This is a genomic window from Pseudactinotalea sp. (assembly GCF_048594945.1).
Lineage (GTDB): Bacteria > Actinomycetota > Actinomycetes > Actinomycetales > Beutenbergiaceae > Pseudactinotalea.
In genome coordinates this window covers 1-18,931 of the sequence record NZ_JBMDXJ010000058.1, presented here as the reverse complement: position 1 = coordinate 18,931, position 18,931 = coordinate 1, and the positions used below count along the sequence as shown (strand labels likewise).

Here is an 18,931-nt window from a genome sequence, read left to right as displayed (position 1 = left end):
CTCCGCTCCCGGGTGGCCGGCCCGGTCCTGAGCACGCCCGACGAGCTCGAGCGCTACCGCCGCGACCGTGCCGCGGATCCGAACGCGGGCACCCCGCTCGCGGCGGTGCGGGCGCAGTCGGTCGCCGACGTGCAGGCCACGCTGCGATTCGCCAGCGAGCACGGCATCGGTGTGATCCCGCGTGGCGCGGGATCGGGGCTGTCGGGCGGAGCGTCTGCGTACGACGGCGCCCTGGTGCTGAGTGTCGAAGACATGGGCGGCATCGCTATCGACCCGGTGACCATGACCGCGACCGTGGGCCCCGGCGTGCTCAACTCCGAGTTGAAGGCCGCAGCGGCCGAGCATGGGCTCTGGTACCCACCGGACCCGGCATCCTTCACGTTCTGCAGCATCGGCGGTAACATCGCGACCAACGCGGGTGGCTTGTGCTGCGTGAAGTACGGAGTCACCCGTGACTACGTGATGGGGCTGACGGTGGTGCTCGCCGATGGCTCGGTCGTCGAGCTCGGCGGTCGCCTGATCAAGGACGTGGCCGGCCTCCCCCTCATCCAGCTGTTCATCGGCAGCGAGGGCACCCTCGGGGTGATCGTGTCGGCGACCCTGCGGCTGAAGGCCGCCCCACCGCCGTCGAGCACGCTGCTCGTGACGTTCGACGACATCGACAAGGCGGGCAAGGTCGTCTGCGCGCTCGCGCGCACGGGGCGGCTGTCGATGCTCGAGCTGATGGACCGCACCACGGTGGAGTGTGTGGAGCGGGTGCACCGCGGTGGGCTCGACACCAGTGCGTGCGCCACCGTGATCGTGCAGTCCGACGAAGCCGGCGCTGCCGGCGAGGCGGCGCTCGCCGCTGCTGCCGAGATCTGTCGCGATGGCGGCGCGCTCACGGTGCAGCAGGCCAGCACGGCGGAGCAGGGTGAGCACTGGGCGCACCTGCGCCGCGTGGCGATCCCCTCGGTCGAGGAGTGCGCCGGCTCGCTGTTACTGGGCGACGTGGGCGTCCCGCTCCCGAGCCTCGGCAAGCTGATGGCCGGAATCGAGGAGATCTCGGCCAGATCGGGTGTACCGATCGCACTGATCGCGCACGCCGGTGACGGCAACACCCACCCGCTCGTGATGCGCGACGTCTCCAGCGCCGAGACCATCGCCCGCGCCGACGCCGCCTACGGCGAGGTGATGGACCTCGCCATCGCCCTCGACGGCACCATCACCGGCGAGCACGGGGTGGGTCGACTGAAGCGGCCGTGGCTCGCAGCCAACGTCGGGGAGGACGTGGTGCGGCTCAACGCCGCAGTGAAGACCGCCCTCGACCCGCAGGGGATCCTCAACCCTGGCGCGGCGTTCTAGAGGCGCGACCGAACCGCCGCAGGACCAGCACGCGCAGTCTGTTCGAGAGCGGTCGGTCACGTGACCTGCAGGGCTGCCCATCGCCGCCCCGGGCACCAGTACCGTGGTGCCGATGCTTGAGGACTGGAAACGTCGGCGCGCGGCCAAGCGTGTCAAGCCCGGGGATGGTCACCCGCTCAAGCGCTTCCGGTGGTGGCAGCAGCTCTCGCGGGCGCTGTTCCACCTGACGCTCCCCGGCGACAGCGGTCAGCGGGAGGTCTGGTCGGTCGACGTGAAGCTGTGGGGCGACTCGGACGGCGAGGTGGTCGCGCACCTCTACCGCAACGGGGTGCAGACCGCCCGGTCGAAGCTGCCCGCCGAGTTCCCGGTCACTGGCGGGACCGTGCAGGTGGCGGCAAGCAGCTACGGGCTCAGGCGCTGCCACTACGTCACCGAGGGCGGCTCCGAGCGACAGCTCGTGCCGGACGCAGCCTCGGCGGAAGGACGCCGCGCACGCCTGGAGCGCGAGCGGCCGGGCCTGAGCCGCTTCATCGGATTCGTCTCGGTGGTGGTCCTGCTCGTGGCGCTGGTTCTCGGTGTCCCTCAACTCGTGGAGCAGATCTCGCAGATCCCACCTGTGGCCGAGAACGTCGGCACCTTCACGTCACCGTTCCAGCTGCCCGGCTGGTTCAACGTGTCGCTGGTCATCGCCACGCTGGTGGCCAGCACCGAGCGAGCGCTCCGGCTGCGTTACCACTGGCTTCTCGACGGAGGACTGTTCGACGGCGAGGAGTGAGTCCCGCTCACCAGCCCCCTCCGAGTTCGGCACGTCAGGGGGTGTCGTCGAGCGTGACAGTTGCGGTGACGCGAACCGCAGGCTGCACGAGCGACACGTCGTCGGGTTCGGGCTGCCACCCTGGCGCATCAGCCGGGTTGTGGGTCTCGTCGGTGCAGATCAGACTGGTCGCTGCTGTGGTGGCCTCGACGACCGCGCTCTGACCGGGCTCGAGGCCCAGGACTCGCAGCACGGTGCTCCCTTCGGTACCGGTTGCGACAGGAGTGCCGTCGACGCTGATGTCGGTCATGCTGTCCTCGGCGACCGCCAGCATGAGCCGCTGCGACTCGCGCGGCGAGCTGACCGTGATGCTGACGCGGCCGTCACCCACCGTGGTGGCCACGCACTCCGGGGGTGACAGGGAAGCGGTGTCGGCGACCGAGACGCCGTCGAGGTCGCGGCCCCACGCGGTCGATCCCGTGGCCGACCAGAGGGCGGTCCCGGCGTCGACGTCGACCTCGGCGACCACGCGCTCCTGCGTGGGCTCGGCCGCGGCGTCCTGCACCGCGAGGCCGACGCCGGTGAGGGAGAGCACGGCCAGGATCGTGGTCGCCGGGAGCAGCACCCGACCACGCATGCGCGGCGCCGACCGCGCACCCGACTCGCTGGCCGCATGCATCGCCTGTCCACCGGGCGCCCACAGCCCGGCGACCGCGAGCAACGAGACCAGCACAACGATCGCGAGCATGCCGTTGGAGCTCGCGATCCCGAACTCCCCCATGGCCGACAGCTGGGTGCCGAGAACCCAGCCCATCGGAAGCGCGGCAACGACCCGCACCACGGTCGCGGTCGCACGCCGCGCACGCGACGGCTCGCCCGCCAGCAGCGCGATCGCCAGCGGCGTCCCCAGCGCCGCCACAGCGACAGGAAGCATCAGCCAGCCGCCCAGCTGTGGCGAGTACGCGGTGAGCGCGGCAGCGAGCAGCGACGCCGTGAGGGTGGCGCAGAGCGCGAGCGCGGTCGTGCCGACCCGCCGGCGCAACAACGCCCACACGATCGCGAGCGCAGCCACCGCCGTCGCTGCCTCAGCGGCCAGAAAGGGCCAGGCGGTTACCGGCTCACCGACCGTCACCGAGAGCATCCCGGGCCGCAGCGCCTGTGCCAGCATCCACGTGCCGACCGCGAGGGCACCGCCGAGCAGCACCGCGACCACGCTTCCGAGCACTCCGAGCAGCGACCGGCCCCAGGACGCGAGGCGGCGGCGTGATGCCAGTCCGATCCCCGCAAGGGCCGCTACCGGGGCGAGGACCGCGAGCGCCAGCAGAACGCCGGCCGGGATCTGCAGGATGCCCCACGGGGCCGTGGTGAGCACCGGCTCGGCGGCGGCGTCGTCGAGGGCGAGCAGGTCGCGGTCGAGCAGATCGCGCGTGAGGCCGAGGGTCAGTTCGCCGTAGTGCTGCAGCGTGCTGGGGTCCAGGTGCGCGGCGTCGTCCTGAGGCGAGTGATAGGCCCAGGAGTCGCCGGTGATCGCGAGGTCCATGCCCCACCAGCCGGCGTTCCGATACTCGGTGAAATCGGTGTCGTTGGGAATGATCGCGAAGAGCGCATCGGTGAAGGATTCCGCCTCAGGGCTCGGCATCGCAGGCATCGCCTGGTGCATCGGCCCGCTCCAGCGGGTCACCATCGGGCGCCCGGAGACGCCGCGCGCCTCGTGGTTGAGCACCACGACCGGCTCGGCGAGATCACCCGCCTCGGCCTGCAGATAGTCGAGCGCCCCGAGCAGACCGTCCTCCTCGCCGTCGACCAGCAGCACCACGAGGTCGTTGCGCAGCGCCTCGTCCCCGAGCGCACGCACGGTCTCGAGGATGACGGCGAGACCCACGCCGGCGTCGGCCGCGCCGGGAGCGCCAGGCACCGAGTCGATGTGCGTAGCGAGCACCACGGTGCCGGTCGGGTCCGAGCCCGGGCGCGTGGCCACGAGGTTTCGGACGAACGCCGCGGTGCTCTCACCTGCGTAGTCGCCTGTCCCGGTACGGGCCGCGATGCCGTCGTGCTCCTGCACGTCGAAGCCCGCCGCCTGCAGCTGCTCGGCCAGGTACCTGCGCGCCTCGGCGTTCTCGGGCGATCCGATCGGTCGAGGATCCTGCACCACCGGCGCGACCATCGCAGTCGCCCGCGCAGCGCTGAAGTCGGCGGCCGGTGCAGTGCCGCCCAGCGGTGCTGCAGTGCCACGCGAGGCGAATCCCGCGAGTACGGCAGCGAGCAGAGCGAGCACCACCACGCAGACGGACACGCGCCCCCGCGTGGCGGTACCGGGCGCAGCAACTGAGTCGTCGGCGTTCATGGCCCGAAGCTAACCCGGGCGGGTTCTCCCTGGAGTCACCCATTCGACGGATGCCCGGCGTTCACGATGTCGTCCTTACCGCCTACCTGCCTCCCACACGGTGGCAGGCGTCGCGACTCGAATCACCGCCGGTTCGACGGCGCAGGCGCCTGCGACGACGAGCTCAGTCGCCGGCCCGATACGCCTTCACCTCAGCGTTCGAGGCGAGGATCCGGTCCCAGTCGTACTCCACGCCGAGCCCAGGCCCCGTCGGCACCGCGACGCACCCGTCGTCGCCGACCGCTGCCAGGTCCTCGGAGTAGTCGTCGCCGAGGTAGACCGGCGGGTGCAGCGGGTTACCCGAGGCCGGGTCGAGCAGCCCGAGCTCGTAGTAGTTGGTGTTCCGGATCGCCGCCATGCAGTGCCGTTGCGCGGGCCCGGACGCATGTACCTCCATGTCGATGCCGAGCGCCTCGGCGGCATGCGCCGTCTTCATCACGCCAGTGATCCCCATGTCGAGCTCCGGATCCGCACGAAGGAAGTCGGTCGCTCCCTGGATCGCGAGCTCGACCCGCTGCTCCAGGCCGCGCACAAACTCGGTCAGCAGCAGCGGGGTCCGCACCCGTTGGCGGAGGATCTGGTGGCTGAGGCGGGCGTCGTCGCGCATCGGGTCCTCCCACCAGAAGGCCCCCACCTCGTCGCAGGCGGCGCCCAGTTTCAGCGCGTCCGCCAGCGTGGGCAGCCCCTTGCCGGGGTCCGTCATGACGTCGCTTCGACCGGCTGAACCCTCGGCAGCGCCCTGCAGAGCCGCGATCTCGTCCTTGACTTTGCCGGTTCCTGGCCCGTGGATCTTGTACCCGGGAATGCCTGCGGCGGCGCAGGCGTCCGCGTAGTCGCGGTAGCTCTCCGGGGTGCCGAGCGCACCCAGGCCATGGCCTCCGCCCACGGTGGAGACGTACGCCGGGAGCCGCTCGCGGAACTGACCGAGGAGCGCCGCGATCGGCTTGCCGCAGCTGCGGCCCATCGCGTCCCACAGGGCGATGTCGATCGCGCCGTAACCGATTCGGTCGGTCTTGGCCTGGTTGCGGTTCACCTGGTCCCAGAACAGCTCCCGATGACTGAGGGGCCGGCCCAGGATCGTCTTGACCCCGGCCTCGACCTGCCCCACGGCCATCGGCGGTGCGCTCCAGAGCGTCACATAGGCGCCCTCCACGCCATCGGCGGTCCGGATCCGGACCGCGTAGCGGCGGGTTGTCCGCGTCGGATGCTGAGAGCCGGAGCGCAGCTCGCCCGATGGCGTGTAGCGGTAGGCGACCGTGTGGTCGAACGTGATGACGTCGACCTCGGTGATCGTGGACATGACGACCTTTCGTGGAGACCGGCGGCTACTTGAGCCCGGTCGTGGCGATACCTTGGACAAGAGTCTTCTGGGCGAACAGGAAGACGAAGAACACCGGCACCAGCGACAGCACGGACATCGCGAACAACGCGCCGTAGTTGCTCAGTCCGGTGGAATCCTGGAAAGCACTCAGCCCCATGGGGACCGTGTACATGTCGGGTGAGTTCAGGTACAGCAGCGGCGTGAAGAAGTCGTTCCACGTCCAGATGAAGGTGAACACCGCCGTCACGCCGATCGCCGGCATACAGAGCGGCAGGATGACGCTCCAGAACGTCCGGAATGGACCGCACCCGTCGATGGCCGCGGCGTCGTCGAGCGTCGTGGGCAGCCCCCGCATGAACTGCACCATCAGGAACACGAAGAACGCCTCGACGGCCAGGAACTTCGGCAGGATCAGGGGCACGTAGGTGTCGACGAGCCCCAGCTGATGGAAGATGATGTACTGCGGCACGATCGTCACGTGGAACGGCAGCATGATCGTCGACATCATCAGGCCGAATAACGGTCCTCGCAGCTTGAACTGCAGCCGCGCGAAGGCGTAGGCGGCGAGTGTGCAGGAGATCAGGTTGCCCGCGATGCACGCGAGAGCGACGAACATCGAGTTCAGCATGAAGCGGCCGAAGGTCACGCGTAGCGAACTCCAGCCGGTGATGTAGTTCTCCAGCGTGAAGGTCGACGCCGCGTCCGGGTTGAAGATGTCGGCGTTGGAGACGAACGACCGGGTCAGCATCCACACCAGCGGGTAGATCATGATCAGGCCGAATGCGATCAGCAGCAGGTGCTTCCATCCCGACGACGCCATCCAGGCCCCGGCCTGGTACAGCACCGAGCGGCGCCGACCGTGGTCGGGTCCTGTGCGCAGCGGGGCGGCAGTGGCTTCGAGCTCAGCTCTCATAGTGGACCCAATACTTGGCACCGACAAAGTTGAGTGCGGTGAAGAAGCCGATGACGGCGAACAGCACCCAGGCGAGTGCGCTGGCGTATCCCATCTCGAATCTCTGGAAGCCTGCCTGGAACAGATACAGGGTGTAGAACAGCGTCGAGTTCGCCGGTCCTCCGCTGCCGGAGGAGACGATGTAGGCACCGGTGAAGGCCTGGAACGAGCCGATCAGTTGCAGCACGAGGTTGAAGAAGATCACCGGCGACAGGAGCGGCACGGTCACCGAGAGGAAGCGCCGCATGCGACCGGCGCCGTCGACCGCCGCGGCCTCGAGCAACTCGCTGGGGATCTGACGTAAGCCTGCCAGGAAGATCACCATCGGCGATCCGAAGGTCCAGACGTTGAGGATCATCAGCGTCGTCAGGGCATGCTTCGGATCGGAGATCCACGAGCCCATCTGAATCCCGAAGCGTCCCGCCAGCTCCGGGATGAGCCCGTCGGTCGCGAACAACTGACGCCAGAGGACTGCGACAGCGACGCTGCCGCCCAGCAGAGACGGCAGGTAGTACACCGAGCGATAGATGGGCAGCCCCCGCACGCCTCGGTTCAAAACCAGCGCGATCGCGAGCGCGAACGCGAGCTGCAACGGGACCGAGATGAACACGTACTTCGCCGTCACCACGGAGGCCGCGTGAAACGATGCGTCCGAGGCCATCCGCTCGTAGTTGGCCAAGCCCACCCACGAGGGCGTGCCGCCCAACCTGAAGTTGGTGAACGAGAGGTAGAGCGAGGCGACCATCGGTATTGCTGTGATCCCGATGATGCCTGCGAACCAGGGCAGCAGGAAGATGTAGGCAACCCGGGACGGGCGGCCTCGTGGCTGCGCCCGTGACGCGCGGCGCATCCGGGTCGGAGACAGACTCACGACGCTCCTTCCTTGATGCCTGCACGTGACCGCATGACACGGCACGTGCAGGCATCGTCACGACGATCCACCAGGTCCTCAGTCCTCGGCCAGGACCTGCCAGTAGCGCTCCTGGCCTTCCCACTCGCGCAGCCCTTCGCGCACGGCGTCGAGGCGCTCCATCGTCGCGCCGTCGTAGTGTCCGAGCGAGAGCCCATCGCACCCGCTGTCGACCGCTGCCTTGACGCTACCGCGCAGGGTTTCCGGGGTGGCGTTCGGCCGAACTCCGAGCGCCGCGATCAACTTCTGGTCCTCCCGCAGCGCTCGACGGCACTTCATGAGCTTGGCGCGCTTGGTGGCGACGCCCTCGGGTGTCCCCAGCTGATCGGAGTAGTCCGACTCGCGGACCGAGTCCACGTGCTGGAAGGCAGCCTTGAAGTCGAGACCGGCGCGCTCGGGCGAGGCCATGTAGGTGTTGTACCGGAGCTCGACGTCGCGCCCGGTGCTTGCCAGCGCCGCCTTCACGGTGGCGAACAGCTCGGTGATCGAGCGCTTGCGGAACTGCAGCCATGCCGTGAACGCGTCGTTCTCGATCAACAGCGTCGACTCGCTGTAGTTGGCCTCGTCGAGCAGCTGCCGCTCGTGCAGCTCCTCCAGACCGATCCGCTTCGAGAGCCGCGCGAGGTGGCCCACCTCGTCGACGATCGCGTTCCAGTCCAGGCCCTCGGCCCGGGCCTTGTCGCCGCACGCGTTGCAGAAGCAACCACCGGTGGCCACACTCAACAGTTGCTGCCACGAGGAGGGCCCGAACGCGTGCGTGCCGCCGTCATCGCGCCCAGCACCGAACATCACCAGGCAGGTCTGGACATAGTCGATGTCGTAGTTCGAAGCCAGGTCGGTGAAGAGCCCCACCAGGTACTCGCGAACGTCGGGATTGTTCAGGCAAGGCAGAGCTCGCTGCGCCTCGACAGCCTCGAAGGCGCCGACGATGTTGCCGAAGACGTCGCGTTGCAGCACGTCGGAGAACTGCTCACGCGCCAGTGCGGCATCGATGACGGTGTGCGAGACCTCGCACCCCGTACGCATCCCGCGAGCCCTCGCCCCATCGATCAGCACCTGCAGCCAATCGGTGCCCTTCAGGAAGTCGCGGTCCGAGGTCATCGGCGCGATCCGGCCGTACTTGCTGGGGTCGGGGATCCAGTACGCGCGACTGTCCTCGGGCGTGTAGTACCTGCGGACCGGGTTGTGCGGGTAGAAACGTGCGTGCAACGGCCGCTTCTCCTTGTGCATCAACCCGACGAGGTAGGCGGAGTTGACCTCGGCCCGGCTGGCCAGGACGTCGAGGGCGTGATCCACCCCCTCGTCGTGCAGGTCCCAGGCATACAGGCTGGCGGCGATCTCGTTCAAAGGCATGTGTGTCCTCGTGGTGGCGTTCGGGGTGGGATGGTTCAGTTACCGAGCAGGTATTGCTCGCGGGCGGGTCCGAAGATGTGGGCGACGGCGTCCTCGATGCTCTGCTGACCGAAGGCCCAGGCATCCAAGGTCGTCGTCATCTCGCCCCCGAAGGCGCCCGACGTCGGGGGGTTCGGCGGCATCGCGCGCGGGCCGGCCTCGACCTCGAAGCCGATGTAGTCGAGGAACTGCTGTTCGGCCGCGTCCAGCCCTGGCGCAATGACGTCGCGCATCTCCTGCGTTGGGGGGCTCCCGATCGTGGTGCCGATGATCTCTGCCCGTTCCGGGTCGTTGAGCAGGAAGTCCACGAAGTGCAGGGCCTGCTCCGGGTATGCCGTGCCGGCGGCGATCGCCAGGGTGTTCGGGAACATGAAGATGCTGTCGGTGCCCTCGCCGCCGTTGCCCGGCAGCGGCATCACCACGAGCTCCTCGGGAGAGAGCTTCTGCAGCTCACCGATCTGGTTCGAGTTGCGCAGGTGGAAGGCTGCGAGGTTCCGGATCATCGGCGCACCCTGGAAGAAGGGATCGTCGTCGCGGTGAATCTGCGGCGGTACTGCACCACCGCTGGACCGCAGGGCGTCCCAGTACTCCAACCACGCCGTCAGCGTGTCCTCGGTGAAGCCAATGTCGCCATCGGTGGTGTAGAACTCTTCGCCGCGCTGGCGGACCCAGGCGCGGAACGGGTCGTAATAGCCGGTCGACGTCGGTTCGTCTGTGCCGTAGAAGTCCGGCCCCAGGCGCTCGTGCGCGAGGTTCGCGTACTCCGCGTACTCCTCCCAGGTGTAGGACTCGGGGTAGGACTTGATCGGGATGCCGAGCTCCTCGAGAACGGGAACCTTGGCGAACGTGCAGGGCGACTGGAGGCCGTGCGGCAGCGAGTACAAGCCGCCGTCGACCTGACCGCTGACGAGTACCGAGTCCGTGAACCCCTCGCTCTTGATCTCCTGACCGAAGTGCTCGGTCAGGTCCATGACATGTCCTTCAGCGACCATCTGCGGGAACAGGTTGCCGTGCACCCAGAACACGTCGGGGAGGTTGCCTGCCGTCATGGCGACACCCATCTGGGTCTCGAGCGATCCGATCTCGCCGAACTCCACCAGGATCTCGGTGTCGGGGTTCTGCGTCATGTAGAGATCGGCGGCTTCTTGGAACCGACGTACACGGTCGTCGGCGCCCCAGAAGACGAATCGGAGGCTGGCGCTGCCGCTCCCGCCGCCGTTGTTCGAGCCGGAGCCGCAGCCTGCGAGTGCTGTACCTGCCAAGCCGGCCGTCCCGGCGGCTGCCCCGAGCCGCAACAGGCCACGGCGCGACAGCTGGGCAATCTGAGTTGCCACGAGTTCACCTTTCGTGAGTGTGTGTGAAGCGATCGAGTGGTGAGGTCGGCGCGCATCGGTGCTTGTGTCGCCCTCTGCAACGACAACGTCACGGTGGACTCGGCGTGAACCGCGTCGACGTTGACATGAACCATCCTGGTACGCAGCACACTTGTCTGTCAAGATTGCTGGATGGACAATCTGACAGTCGTTCGATCCTGCGGAAGGACGCTCATGCGAGATACCCACGTGACGGATCGTGAGAGGTGTGCCGGGCGCGCCGCTCACGTGCGGGTCGCCGACGCGCCGGGTCGAGGCGAGCCAGGCTCGGGACGACTGCCGCTCGCGGCGGTCCGCACCGCACAGACCCGTGCCTGGATCGAGCGATCAGCGTGACCGGAGCACTGCGCATCCTCGTGGCGACCGACAAGTTCAAAGGCTGCCTCGGTGCTGGGGAGGTTGCCCGGGATCTGCGCACGGGGCTGGCTCAGGCGCTACCCGGGGCCGAGATCCGGCTCCATCCGGTCTCGGATGGCGGCGACGGCTTTGCCACCGAGCTTGTCGCGCACGGCTTCACACTGCAGACGGCCCGGGTCAGCGACCCGCTGCGCCGCCCGACAGAGGCGCAGTTCGCGATCGGACAGGGCAGCGCGGTCATCGAGATGGCTGCGAGCAGCGGTCTCGCACCGCTGCTCGCCCACGAGCTGGCGCCGCTGCGCGCCGACACATTCGGTCTGGGCGAGCTGGTCCTCGCGGCGCTGGAGCAGCAGCCCGAACGCGTCGTGATCGGTGCCGGCGGCAGTGCGACGAGCGATGGCGGAGCCGGAGCGCTCGCCGCCCTGGGGATGGCGGTGCGCGCCTCGTCGAACACCTCGCCCGAGCACTACGGCCCCGCCGCCTTGCTCGGCCTTGCCACAGTCGATCTCGACGCGCTCTCCAGAGTTCGCCGCAGAACCCGCTTCCAGGTAGCGACCGATGTGACGAACCCGCTGCTCGGGCGGCGCGGAGCAGCGGCCGTGTTCGGACCCCAGAAGGGCGCAACATCGAGCGACCTGGATGTGATCGAGCGTGCGCTTACCCATTGGGCGAACCTTCTCGAAGACGTGACCGGGCGGCGGCTTCGCGACGCTCCTCGCGCAGGCGCAGCAGGCGGCATGGCGTTCGGGCTGTCAGCCGCACTCGGAGCAGACCTCGTGGACGGCATCGACACGTTCGCTGAGCTCAGCGGTCTGCGCGATGCAGTTTCGTGGGCCGATCTCGTCATCACCGGTGAGGGATCACTCGATGCCCAGACGACCGGCGGAAAAGCGCCCGTGGGCGTGCTGCGGTACGCGCGGGCGGCCTCGGTGCCCTGCTGGGCTGTGGTTGGACGCAGCACTCTCACGATCGATGGGGTGAGGAGACTTGGCTTCGTCGACCACCTCGCGCTGACTGACTATGCCAACGACGAGCGGTCGAGCATCGAACACGCATCCCGCTGGCTGCAGGAAGCAGGTCGACACCTCGGCGAGCACGTGACGTCTGGCCGCCTCCACGCCCCACTCAATCGATCAGGTGGACTCACCGGCTAGCGCCTCGTGGCGCAGCAGGAGCTGATCGCGAGCCCGGACGAGGTGGGCACGCACCGCCTCGCCGGCGCCCTCGACATCGCCCGTCCGCACGGCCGAGAGAATCGCGCCGTGCTCGACGTCGATCGTCTGGGCGTGCAGCAGGTTCCGCTCCTGTACCTGCACCATGCAGATGTGGGCCTCGCCCATGATCGTTCCGTGCATCCGAGTCAGTCGCGGGCTGCCTGCAGCCTCCACCAAGGCACGGTGCATGCCGACGTCGCATCCCGCCATGCCGTCGTGGTCACCACGGTTGGCGAAGATCATCAGCTCGAGCGCGTGGCGCTCAGCGCGCACAGGAACGGTGCCGGTGGACGCCAGCCGCCGCAGCGCTTCGACTTCGAGCAGGATCCGGCTGTCGTAGAGATCTTCGATATCGGCGGTGCTCAGGATCGGCGCTCGTGCGCTGCGATGGATCGTGCGTTGCAGGAATCCGTCCGCAACCAGTCGCTCGACCGCCGCCTTGGCTGTCGTCCGAGCGACAGAGAACCGGTCGGCGACAAACTGCTCTGTCAACCCGGCGCCGGGCGCGATGGCACGCGAGATCACGTCGCGTCTGAGCGACTCCGCCACGGCGTCCACCAACGAGACCGCGGTGAGTCGTCGCTCCTCCTGTGACATATCCACCTCCTACTGACTGACTAGCCTACTTGTATAGCAATACGAGAGAACCGCGATTGACAGACAATCGGCTTATGCTGTCGTGCCATGGCCGGGGAGTACGCACTGACTCCGTCTTCACTGACGGATGCGCTGTACGAGTCCCTACGCATGCGGATCATCAACGGTGAGATCAAGGGCGGGGAACGCCTCACCGAAGCGCGGGTCTCCAGCGAGTACTCCGTTGCCCGACCGACCGCGAAGGCCTGTTTGGAGCGCCTGACTGCCGAGGGCCTGCTTCGACGAACTGCCCACAAGACCGCCATGGTTCCGATCTTCGACTCCGACGAGCTCACCGACCTGTTCATTGCCCGCGAAGCAGTCGAGACGGCGGCCGTGACGCGCCTCGCCGTGCACAGCCACCTTCCCGAGGGCGCAGTCCACGCACAGGGAGCGATCGAGCTCGCAGCCGAGCGGCTGAGCTTTCCGGACCAGGTCGCCGCCGACATCGCCTTCCACACAGCGCTGGTCGAGGCCGCCGGGAGCACGCGCCTGGCCAAGATGCACGGGCTGATCATGGGGGAGATCCACCTCACGATGGGGCAGTTCCAGGCCCACCGCAGCACCAGCCCCGGCACCGTGGTCAGCGAGCACGCGGTCATTCTGGAGGCAATCGCAGCCGGCTCACAGGAGGCCGCAGCAGCCGCTCTGACCGCCCACCTCGACCACGCTCGGGACCGTCTGGTCGGCCAGGTTCAGAGGGCTGCTGCAGCCAAGGAGTGACATCCTCAGAGTCGCCGCTGTTCCGGCCGAGCCCCGCGACATGCCAAAGGCCCGGCCCCTACGGGACCGGGCCTTCGCCGTCGTACTGGCCTTACTTGGCCGGGACGACCTGGACCTCGAGGGTCGCGGTGACGTCGTCGTGCAGACGCACGGACACCTGGTGGGAGCCGAGCGACTTGATCGGGTTCTTGACCTCGATCTTGCGGCGGTCCACGCTCACGCCACCGGCGGCGGCGACGGCCTCCGCGATGTCGGTCGTGGTGACCGCGCCGAACAGGCGGCCGGACTCGCCGGAACGCACCTGCACGACCACGGGCTTGCTCTGCAGCGAGTCGCGGGCGGCGCGGGCGTCCTCGATCGTGGCGATCTCACGCTTGCGGCGAGCTGCCTGGATGGCGTCGATCTGCTTCTGCGCGCCCTTGGTCCACCCGGTGGCGAGGCCGCGCGGGAGGAGGTAGTTGCGGGCGTAGCCGTCCTTGACGTCGATGACGTCGCCCGGCGCACCGAGCCCCGTCACCTCGTGGGTGAGGATGAGCTTCGTCGTCATGATGTCTGCTCCTTCCTCAGCGGCCGGAGCCGGAGTAGGGCAGCAGCGCCATCTCGCGGGCGTTCTTCACGGCCTTCGCGATCAGTCGCTGCTCCTGCACGGTGACCCCGGTGACCCGGCGGGCCCGGATCTTGCCGCGGTCGGAGATGAACTTCCGCAGGGTCGCGGTGTCCTTGTAGTTGATGCCGTTCTCGAGAACGGGGCGCTTGACCGGCTTCACCTTCTTGATGACCGGCTTGCGAGTGTTCCTCGCCATGTGATGTCTCCTCGTACTACGCGTCCGTGGACGCGGGATGTTTAGAAGGGGGGCTCGTCGGAGAACGACGAACCGCTGCTGGCCCACGGGTCCTCGGCGTTGCTTCCGCCGCCGGAGTTCCCACCGCCAGCGTTGCCGCCGCCGTAGCCGCCGCCACCGCCGCTGTTGCCGCCACCGGAGTAGCCGCCGCCACCGCCGTAGTTGCCGCCACCGCCACCGCCGCCGCGCTGGCTGCGGGTGACCTTGGCCGTGGCGTAGCGCAGCGAGGGAGCCACCTCGTCGACCTGGAGCTCGACGACCGTGCGCTTCTCGCCCTCACGGGTCTCGTACGAGCGCTGGACCAGCCGGCCCTGAGCGATCACACGCGTGCCCTTGACGAGCGACTCGGCCACGTTCTCGGCCGCCTCGCGCCAGATCGAGCAGCGCATGAACAGCGTGTCGCCGTCCTTCCACTCGTTGCTCTGGCGGTCGAACTGCCGCGGCGTGGACGCCACGGTGAAGTTCGCGACCGCGGCGCCGGAGGGCGTGAACCGCAGCTCCGGGTCGGCGGTCAGGTTCCCGACGACCGTGATGATGGTGTCGCCTGCCATATCGGTGCCTCCTGCTGTGCTGTCTGAGCGGTCAGTGAGCGTCGGGGCGGATGAGCTTGGTGCGCAGCACCGACTCGTTGAGCCCCAGCTGGCGGTCGAGCTCCTTGGCGAGCTCGGGCGTGGCCGTCATGTCCACGACGGCGTAGATGCCCTCGGAACGCTTGGCGATCTCGTAGGCCAGGCGGCGCTTGCCCCAGATGTCGACCTTGTCGACACTGCCACCACCCGTGGTGATGACGGACAGGAACTTGTCCAGGGAGGGTGCGACGGTGCGCTCGTCCACCTCGGGCTCGAGGATGATCATCAGTTCGTACTGACGCATGTGTATACCCACCTCCTTCGGTCTAGGCGGTCACGGCATTTCCGTGACAGGAGGGTTCATGCGATGCGTTGTGCCCACCTCACGCAGGTGCGTGCTGCGGACACAAACCACCAGATCGTACCGGATCACCGCCGGCGCCGCGACGGCGGTGGCTCAGCTGTCCCCGATGATCGGGAGGCCGAGGCCGGCGTCGGTGGGATCGTCCGACGTCGGATCGTCGGTCGGGTCGTCCGACGTCGGATCGTCGCTGGGATCGTCGGTCGGATCGTCCGTGGTCGGCTCCTCGGTCGTCGGCTCCTCCGTGGTCGGCTCCTCGGTCGTCGGCTCCTCCGTGGTCGGCTCCTCGGTCGTCGGCTCCTCGGTCGTCGGCTCCTCGGTGGTGGGCTCGTCCGTGGTGGGCGGCGCGGTCGGCTGGTAGGTGGGCGTGGCCGGCGCGCTGCGCTCGGGGAAGTCGACCACCGGGAGGTCCGCCACGGCGTCGGTCATGTAATTGGTCCAGATCGTCGTGGGCCAGGTGCCGCCGGCCACGGGGTTGGCGCCACCGAACGGGGTGAGCACCTCCTCGGTACCGTCCTCGCCGGGCTGGTACAACGCGACCGCCGTGGTCAGCTGCGGGACAAATCCCACGAACCACGCGGACCGGTAGTCCTGCGACGACCCGGTCTTGCCCGCCGCCGGGCGGCCGATCTCGCTCGCGGTGCGGCCCGTGCCGTTCTCGACCACCTGGGTCATCGCATAGGTCGCGTCAGCGATCACCTGCTCGTCGACCACCTGCTCGCCCGGCTGGGCACCGGCGTAGAGCACGTCTCCGTCGCCGTTCGTGGCCTGCGCCACGATGAAGCTCTCGTGACGTTCGCCGCCGGACGCGATCGTGGAGTAAGCGGTGACCATGTCGAGCGGGTGCGGCGAGGCCGACCCGAGCACGTTCGACGGGACCGCCTCCAGGCCGGCGGTGTCCTCCGGCAGCCCGAGCCGGGTCGCCACGTCCACGGTGTTCTCCGGTCCCACCTCGTTGTTCATCTGTACGTACGCGGTGTTGACGGAGTTCTCCGTCGCTGTCACGAGATCGATGTTGCCGCGATTGATCGAGTCGAAGTTGCGCACCGTGTACCCGTCGATATCCATCGGCGAGTAGCTGGGGTACCGCTGCTCGAGCGGCATCCCCGACTCGAGTGCCGCGATCAACGTGAACGGCTTGAACGTCGACCCGCCCTGCGCCACGTCCTGGGTCACCCGGTTGCGGGACTCGCTCACGAAGTCGGGCCCGCCGTACAGCGACACGATCGCCCCCGTGGTCGGGTCCATCGAGACCAGCGCCACCTTGAGGTTGTCCGGGGCGTCGTCCGGGAGGTCCTCGGCGGCCGCGACCGCGAGCGCCTGCAGGTCGGCGTCGATCGTCGTGACGATGTCGAGCCCACCGCCATAGACATCGGCCTCGCTGAGATCGCTCCGCTCCAGCAGCTCGGTGCGAACCATGTCGAGCAGATACCCGTTCGTGCCGCCCAGCGAGTTGCTCTGCTCGCCTTCCACCGTCTCCGGCAGCACCAGCTCGCCGCGCTCCGCCTCGGTGAGATAGCCGCCGTCGACCATGTACCCGAGGGTGCGCTCCCAGCGCGCCTCGGCCTGCTGGGGGTCGACCGCCGGGTCCCAGCGCGAGGGCGAGGGGATGATCCCGGCGAGCAACGCGGACTCGCTGACGGTCAGCTCGCTCGCCGGCTTGTCGAAGTACGCCTGCGAGGCGGCCTCGATGCCGTAGGCGCCGCGGCCGAAGTAGATCGTGTTGAGGTAGTTGCCGAGGATCTCGTCCTTGCTCTGCTCACGGTCGATCTTCAGCGCGAGGATGACCTCGCGGATCTTGTCGCCGTAGCCGGAGGTCTGGCCGGTGTAATACCGCTCCACGTACTGCTGGGTGAGCGTGGACCCGCCCTGCGTGGGGTTGCCGCGCAGGTTGTTCCAGAGCGCACGCAGGATGCCGATGGGGTCGATGCCGGAGTTGGAGTAGAACCGCCGGTCCTCGGACGCGACGACCGCCTGGCCCACGTGGTCGGGCAGCGTGGCCGGATCGACGATCGTGCGGTTGACCTCGGCGAACGCACCCATCTCGGTCTCGCCGTCGGCGAAGTAGACGGTGCTCGACTCCGCCAGGGCGATGTCCTGCGCCTCCGGCACGTCGGTGGTCGCGTAGAAGTAGAAGAAGACACCCGCGCCTAGCAGGAACACTCCCATCACCGACGCGAGCATGAACCGCCAGCTCGGCAGCCAGCGGCGGATCGGACCCTTGCCGCGGCGCGGAAAGTTCCAGAACTTCTTCTTGCCCTTCGGGCCCTTCGTGCTGCCGTTCTTTCCGCTCGCCGGCTTGCGGCGGGTCGACGAGGCCCCGGTTCGCTCCCAGCTCGGCTTTCCCGTGCCGGAGGACGGCGCGGACTTCACGCTGCGGCGGGCAGGGCCGGTTGGCTTCCGCTCGGACGGCACGCGATCTCACTCTCGACGAAGGGCTGGCCGCGGTGCGGCCGGTCCCAGTATGCGCACCAGGCATGCGGCACCACCGGCCGCCCCACCAACCTTCACACGATCCACGCGGCACCTGCGGGCCAGGTCACCCGCCAACCACGCGCACTCGCGCGCCGCCCACCTGCCACGGCTGGAGATTCCGGCACACAGAGCGCCCATGGGCGCCCTTGGCACAGCCGCGTGATCGCAGGGCTGGATCGATATCGCCCAGGCCCTCACGCACCCGGTACGGCACGCTTCAGGAGGCCGCTGATACCGTCGCACTCATGAGTGCGGGGGGCGTTCTTTTCCTGATCATCGGACTGCTCACAGTTCTGGCAGGCCTGCTGAGCCGACGCATATGGCGGGTGGCCGCAGCGCCGATGTACCGCAATCCGGATGCTGTGGAGCCATCGGATCTACGGTTCCAGATCGGTCAGGTGGTGGGCGTGGTCATCGGCGTCGGCTTCACGATCGCCGGCATATGGCTCCTCGCCGGCTCGGCCGACACAGCCGATCCCGAGGCAGAGACGAGCTCCGCCGAGGTCGTCACCTGCGAGCAGCTGCTGGCGCAGGTCAGCTCGGGTGACACCAGCAGCCTGGACGCGACCAGGAGCACGCTCGAGGAGCTCGCCGATCGACACGGGCTGTCATTGGAGGAGAACGAGACCACGGATGAGGTCGATCATCCGGGCAGTGACGACTCCACGACGATCGTCACCACCAGCTTGGTGCTGCGTGGGGACGGGACGGAGGGTCTCGGCGTGGTCTGGGTCGACACCGACGGCCGCGGCGAGCTGGTGACAGACAGGGCCTGCACGGGCTGACGTCCGGCCCGGCAGGTCCGGATCTCCCTCGCGTGGGCACTGGCATTTGGTTCCATGGGACACATGAGCAAGCTGCGCATCGCCGTCGTCCTCGGAAGCACCCGGCCCGGCCGCAAGGGCGAGGCGGTGGCGCGGTGGGTGCTCGGGCACGCCCAGGAGCGCGAGGACGTCTCCTACGAGCTGCTCGACGTGGCCGCGTTCGACCTGCCGCTGCTGTGCGAGCAGACCGTGCCCGGTGCCGCCGAGCGGGAGTACGAGACCCCGCAGACCCGGGAGTGGAGCAAGGCCGTCGATTCCTTCGACGGCTTCGTGTGGGTCACACCCGAGTACAACCACGGCGTGCCCGCCGCCCTGAAGAACGCGCTCGACGTGCTGTACCCCGAGTGGAGCTTCAAAGGGTTCGGCATCGTCTCCTACGGCGCCGACGGCGGCACTCGCGCCACCGAGCAGTGGCGGGGCATCATCGCGAACACGATGGGCACGGTCGTGCGGCACCAGGTCGCGCTGTACGAGTTCCTCGACTGGACCGAGGGCGCGTTC

At 68.4% G+C, this 18,931-nt stretch carries 18 protein-coding genes; 6 read left to right on the top strand and 12 right to left on the bottom strand.

The features are described from left to right. The coding region (locus ACOJSN_RS02765; RefSeq protein WP_420110983.1) for an FAD-binding oxidoreductase at positions 1 to 1,344 on the top strand (1,344 nt) is incomplete at its 5' end. A gap of 112 nt (positions 1,345 to 1,456) precedes the next feature. Next, a complete protein-coding gene (locus ACOJSN_RS02760) occupies positions 1,457 to 2,119 on the top strand; it encodes a hypothetical protein (RefSeq protein ID WP_420110982.1) in 663 nt (220 codons plus the stop codon). Between the two features lie 34 nt (positions 2,120 to 2,153). Here the strand turns inward: ACOJSN_RS02760 and ACOJSN_RS02755 are convergent, their stop codons facing one another. The 6 genes from ACOJSN_RS02755 to ACOJSN_RS02730 all read right to left on the bottom strand — a co-directional run bounded on the left by ACOJSN_RS02755 (position 2,154) and on the right by ACOJSN_RS02730 (position 10,390). Further along, positions 2,154 to 4,442 carry a M28 family peptidase gene (locus ACOJSN_RS02755; RefSeq protein ID WP_420110981.1) on the bottom strand — a complete coding sequence of 763 codons (2,289 nt, stop codon included), beginning with the start codon at positions 4,440 to 4,442 and terminating at the stop codon, positions 2,154 to 2,156. Positions 4,443 to 4,605: 163 nt separating this feature from the next. Further along, entirely contained in the window at positions 4,606 to 5,781 is a 1,176-nt protein-coding gene (locus ACOJSN_RS02750) for an enolase C-terminal domain-like protein (protein ID WP_420110980.1), read from the bottom strand. Positions 5,782 to 5,806: 25 nt separating this feature from the next. Continuing rightward, positions 5,807 to 6,715: a carbohydrate ABC transporter permease gene (locus tag ACOJSN_RS02745; RefSeq protein WP_420110979.1), complete on the bottom strand. Its 909-nt coding sequence runs from the start codon at positions 6,713 to 6,715 to the stop codon at positions 5,807 to 5,809. Next, complete coding sequence (locus ACOJSN_RS02740; RefSeq protein WP_420110984.1) at positions 6,705 to 7,604, bottom strand: carbohydrate ABC transporter permease; 900 nt, start codon at positions 7,602 to 7,604, stop codon at positions 6,705 to 6,707. The genes ACOJSN_RS02745 and ACOJSN_RS02740 overlap by 11 nt, the downstream gene beginning before the upstream one ends. Before the next feature lie 99 nt (positions 7,605 to 7,703). Then, positions 7,704 to 9,017 (bottom strand): hypothetical protein, encoded by a 1,314-nt coding sequence (locus tag ACOJSN_RS02735; RefSeq protein ID WP_420110978.1) that lies wholly within the window; start codon positions 9,015 to 9,017, stop codon positions 7,704 to 7,706. A gap of 35 nt (positions 9,018 to 9,052) precedes the next feature. Further along, positions 9,053 to 10,390, bottom strand: coding sequence for an ABC transporter substrate-binding protein (locus ACOJSN_RS02730; protein ID WP_420110977.1), 1,338 nt, complete (start codon positions 10,388 to 10,390; stop codon positions 9,053 to 9,055). 371 nt (positions 10,391 to 10,761) lie between these two features. Here ACOJSN_RS02730 and ACOJSN_RS02725 point away from each other — a divergent pair, with 371 nt between their 5' ends. Continuing rightward, positions 10,762 to 11,940 carry a glycerate kinase gene (locus ACOJSN_RS02725; protein WP_420110976.1) on the top strand — a complete coding sequence of 393 codons (1,179 nt, stop codon included), beginning with the start codon at positions 10,762 to 10,764 and terminating at the stop codon, positions 11,938 to 11,940. On the opposite strand, the gene ACOJSN_RS02720 is transcribed toward ACOJSN_RS02725, so the two are convergent. Next, positions 11,920 to 12,597, bottom strand: coding sequence for a GntR family transcriptional regulator (locus tag ACOJSN_RS02720; RefSeq protein ID WP_420110975.1), 678 nt, complete (start codon positions 12,595 to 12,597; stop codon positions 11,920 to 11,922). The two genes, ACOJSN_RS02725 and ACOJSN_RS02720, sit on opposite strands and share 21 nt — an antisense overlap. Positions 12,598 to 12,684: 87 nt before the next feature. On the opposite strand from ACOJSN_RS02720, the gene ACOJSN_RS02715 reads away from it, so the two are divergent. After that, positions 12,685 to 13,359 carry a GntR family transcriptional regulator gene (locus ACOJSN_RS02715; RefSeq protein ID WP_420110974.1) on the top strand — a complete coding sequence of 225 codons (675 nt, stop codon included), beginning with the start codon at positions 12,685 to 12,687 and terminating at the stop codon, positions 13,357 to 13,359. A 91-nt stretch (positions 13,360 to 13,450) separates the two neighbouring features. Here ACOJSN_RS02715 and rplI read toward each other — a convergent pair whose 3' ends face one another. The 5 genes from rplI to ACOJSN_RS02690 all read right to left on the bottom strand — a co-directional run bounded on the left by rplI (position 13,451) and on the right by ACOJSN_RS02690 (position 17,546). Beyond that, positions 13,451 to 13,906: a 50S ribosomal protein L9 gene (rplI, locus tag ACOJSN_RS02710; RefSeq protein ID WP_420110973.1), complete on the bottom strand. Its 456-nt coding sequence runs from the start codon at positions 13,904 to 13,906 to the stop codon at positions 13,451 to 13,453. Positions 13,907 to 13,922: 16 nt separating this feature from the next. Next, complete coding sequence (gene rpsR / locus ACOJSN_RS02705; protein WP_420110972.1) at positions 13,923 to 14,162, bottom strand: 30S ribosomal protein S18; 240 nt, start codon at positions 14,160 to 14,162, stop codon at positions 13,923 to 13,925. 41 nt (positions 14,163 to 14,203) lie between these two features. Then, positions 14,204 to 14,752: a single-stranded DNA-binding protein gene (locus ACOJSN_RS02700; RefSeq protein WP_420110971.1), complete on the bottom strand. Its 549-nt coding sequence runs from the start codon at positions 14,750 to 14,752 to the stop codon at positions 14,204 to 14,206. A gap of 31 nt (positions 14,753 to 14,783) precedes the next feature. Further along, positions 14,784 to 15,074: a 30S ribosomal protein S6 gene (gene rpsF / locus ACOJSN_RS02695; protein WP_420110970.1), complete on the bottom strand. Its 291-nt coding sequence runs from the start codon at positions 15,072 to 15,074 to the stop codon at positions 14,784 to 14,786. A gap of 153 nt (positions 15,075 to 15,227) precedes the next feature. Beyond that, positions 15,228 to 17,546, bottom strand: coding sequence for a transglycosylase domain-containing protein (locus ACOJSN_RS02690; protein WP_420110969.1), 2,319 nt, complete (start codon positions 17,544 to 17,546; stop codon positions 15,228 to 15,230). A 305-nt stretch (positions 17,547 to 17,851) separates the two neighbouring features. Between ACOJSN_RS02690 and ACOJSN_RS02685 the strand changes: the two genes are divergently transcribed. Both ACOJSN_RS02685 and ACOJSN_RS02680 read left to right on the top strand, forming a co-directional pair. Then, positions 17,852 to 18,391: a hypothetical protein gene (locus tag ACOJSN_RS02685; protein ID WP_420110968.1), complete on the top strand. Its 540-nt coding sequence runs from the start codon at positions 17,852 to 17,854 to the stop codon at positions 18,389 to 18,391. A 63-nt stretch (positions 18,392 to 18,454) separates the two neighbouring features. After that, positions 18,455 to 18,931, top strand: a 477-nt coding sequence (locus tag ACOJSN_RS02680; RefSeq protein WP_420110967.1) for an NADPH-dependent FMN reductase, incomplete at its 3' end; no start/stop codon positions are given.

Bases quoted from the DNA above. Each gene is read 5' to 3' on its own strand.
- ACOJSN_RS02760 (WP_420110982.1), top strand. From the start codon at position 1,457: ATGCTTGAGGACTGGAAACGTCGGCGCGCGGCCAAGCGTGTCAAGCCC.
- rpsR (WP_420110972.1), bottom strand. From the start codon at position 14,162: ATGGCGAGGAACACTCGCAAGCCGGTCATCAAGAAGGTGAAGCCGGTC.
- ACOJSN_RS02740 (WP_420110984.1), bottom strand. From the start codon at position 7,604: ATGCGCCGCGCGTCACGGGCGCAGCCACGAGGCCGCCCGTCCCGGGTT.
- ACOJSN_RS02720 (WP_420110975.1), bottom strand. From the start codon at position 12,597: ATGTCACAGGAGGAGCGACGACTCACCGCGGTCTCGTTGGTGGACGCC.
- ACOJSN_RS02685 (WP_420110968.1), top strand. From the start codon at position 17,852: ATGAGTGCGGGGGGCGTTCTTTTCCTGATCATCGGACTGCTCACAGTT.
- rplI (WP_420110973.1), bottom strand. From the start codon at position 13,906: ATGACGACGAAGCTCATCCTCACCCACGAGGTGACGGGGCTCGGTGCG.
- ACOJSN_RS02735 (WP_420110978.1), bottom strand. From the start codon at position 9,017: ATGCCTTTGAACGAGATCGCCGCCAGCCTGTATGCCTGGGACCTGCAC.
- ACOJSN_RS02750 (WP_420110980.1), bottom strand. From the start codon at position 5,781: ATGTCCACGATCACCGAGGTCGACGTCATCACGTTCGACCACACGGTC.
- ACOJSN_RS02745 (WP_420110979.1), bottom strand. From the start codon at position 6,715: ATGAGAGCTGAGCTCGAAGCCACTGCCGCCCCGCTGCGCACAGGACCC.
- ACOJSN_RS02715 (WP_420110974.1), top strand. From the start codon at position 12,685: ATGGCCGGGGAGTACGCACTGACTCCGTCTTCACTGACGGATGCGCTG.
- rpsF (WP_420110970.1), bottom strand. From the start codon at position 15,074: ATGCGTCAGTACGAACTGATGATCATCCTCGAGCCCGAGGTGGACGAG.
- ACOJSN_RS02700 (WP_420110971.1), bottom strand. From the start codon at position 14,752: ATGGCAGGCGACACCATCATCACGGTCGTCGGGAACCTGACCGCCGAC.
- ACOJSN_RS02755 (WP_420110981.1), bottom strand. From the start codon at position 4,442: ATGAACGCCGACGACTCAGTTGCTGCGCCCGGTACCGCCACGCGGGGG.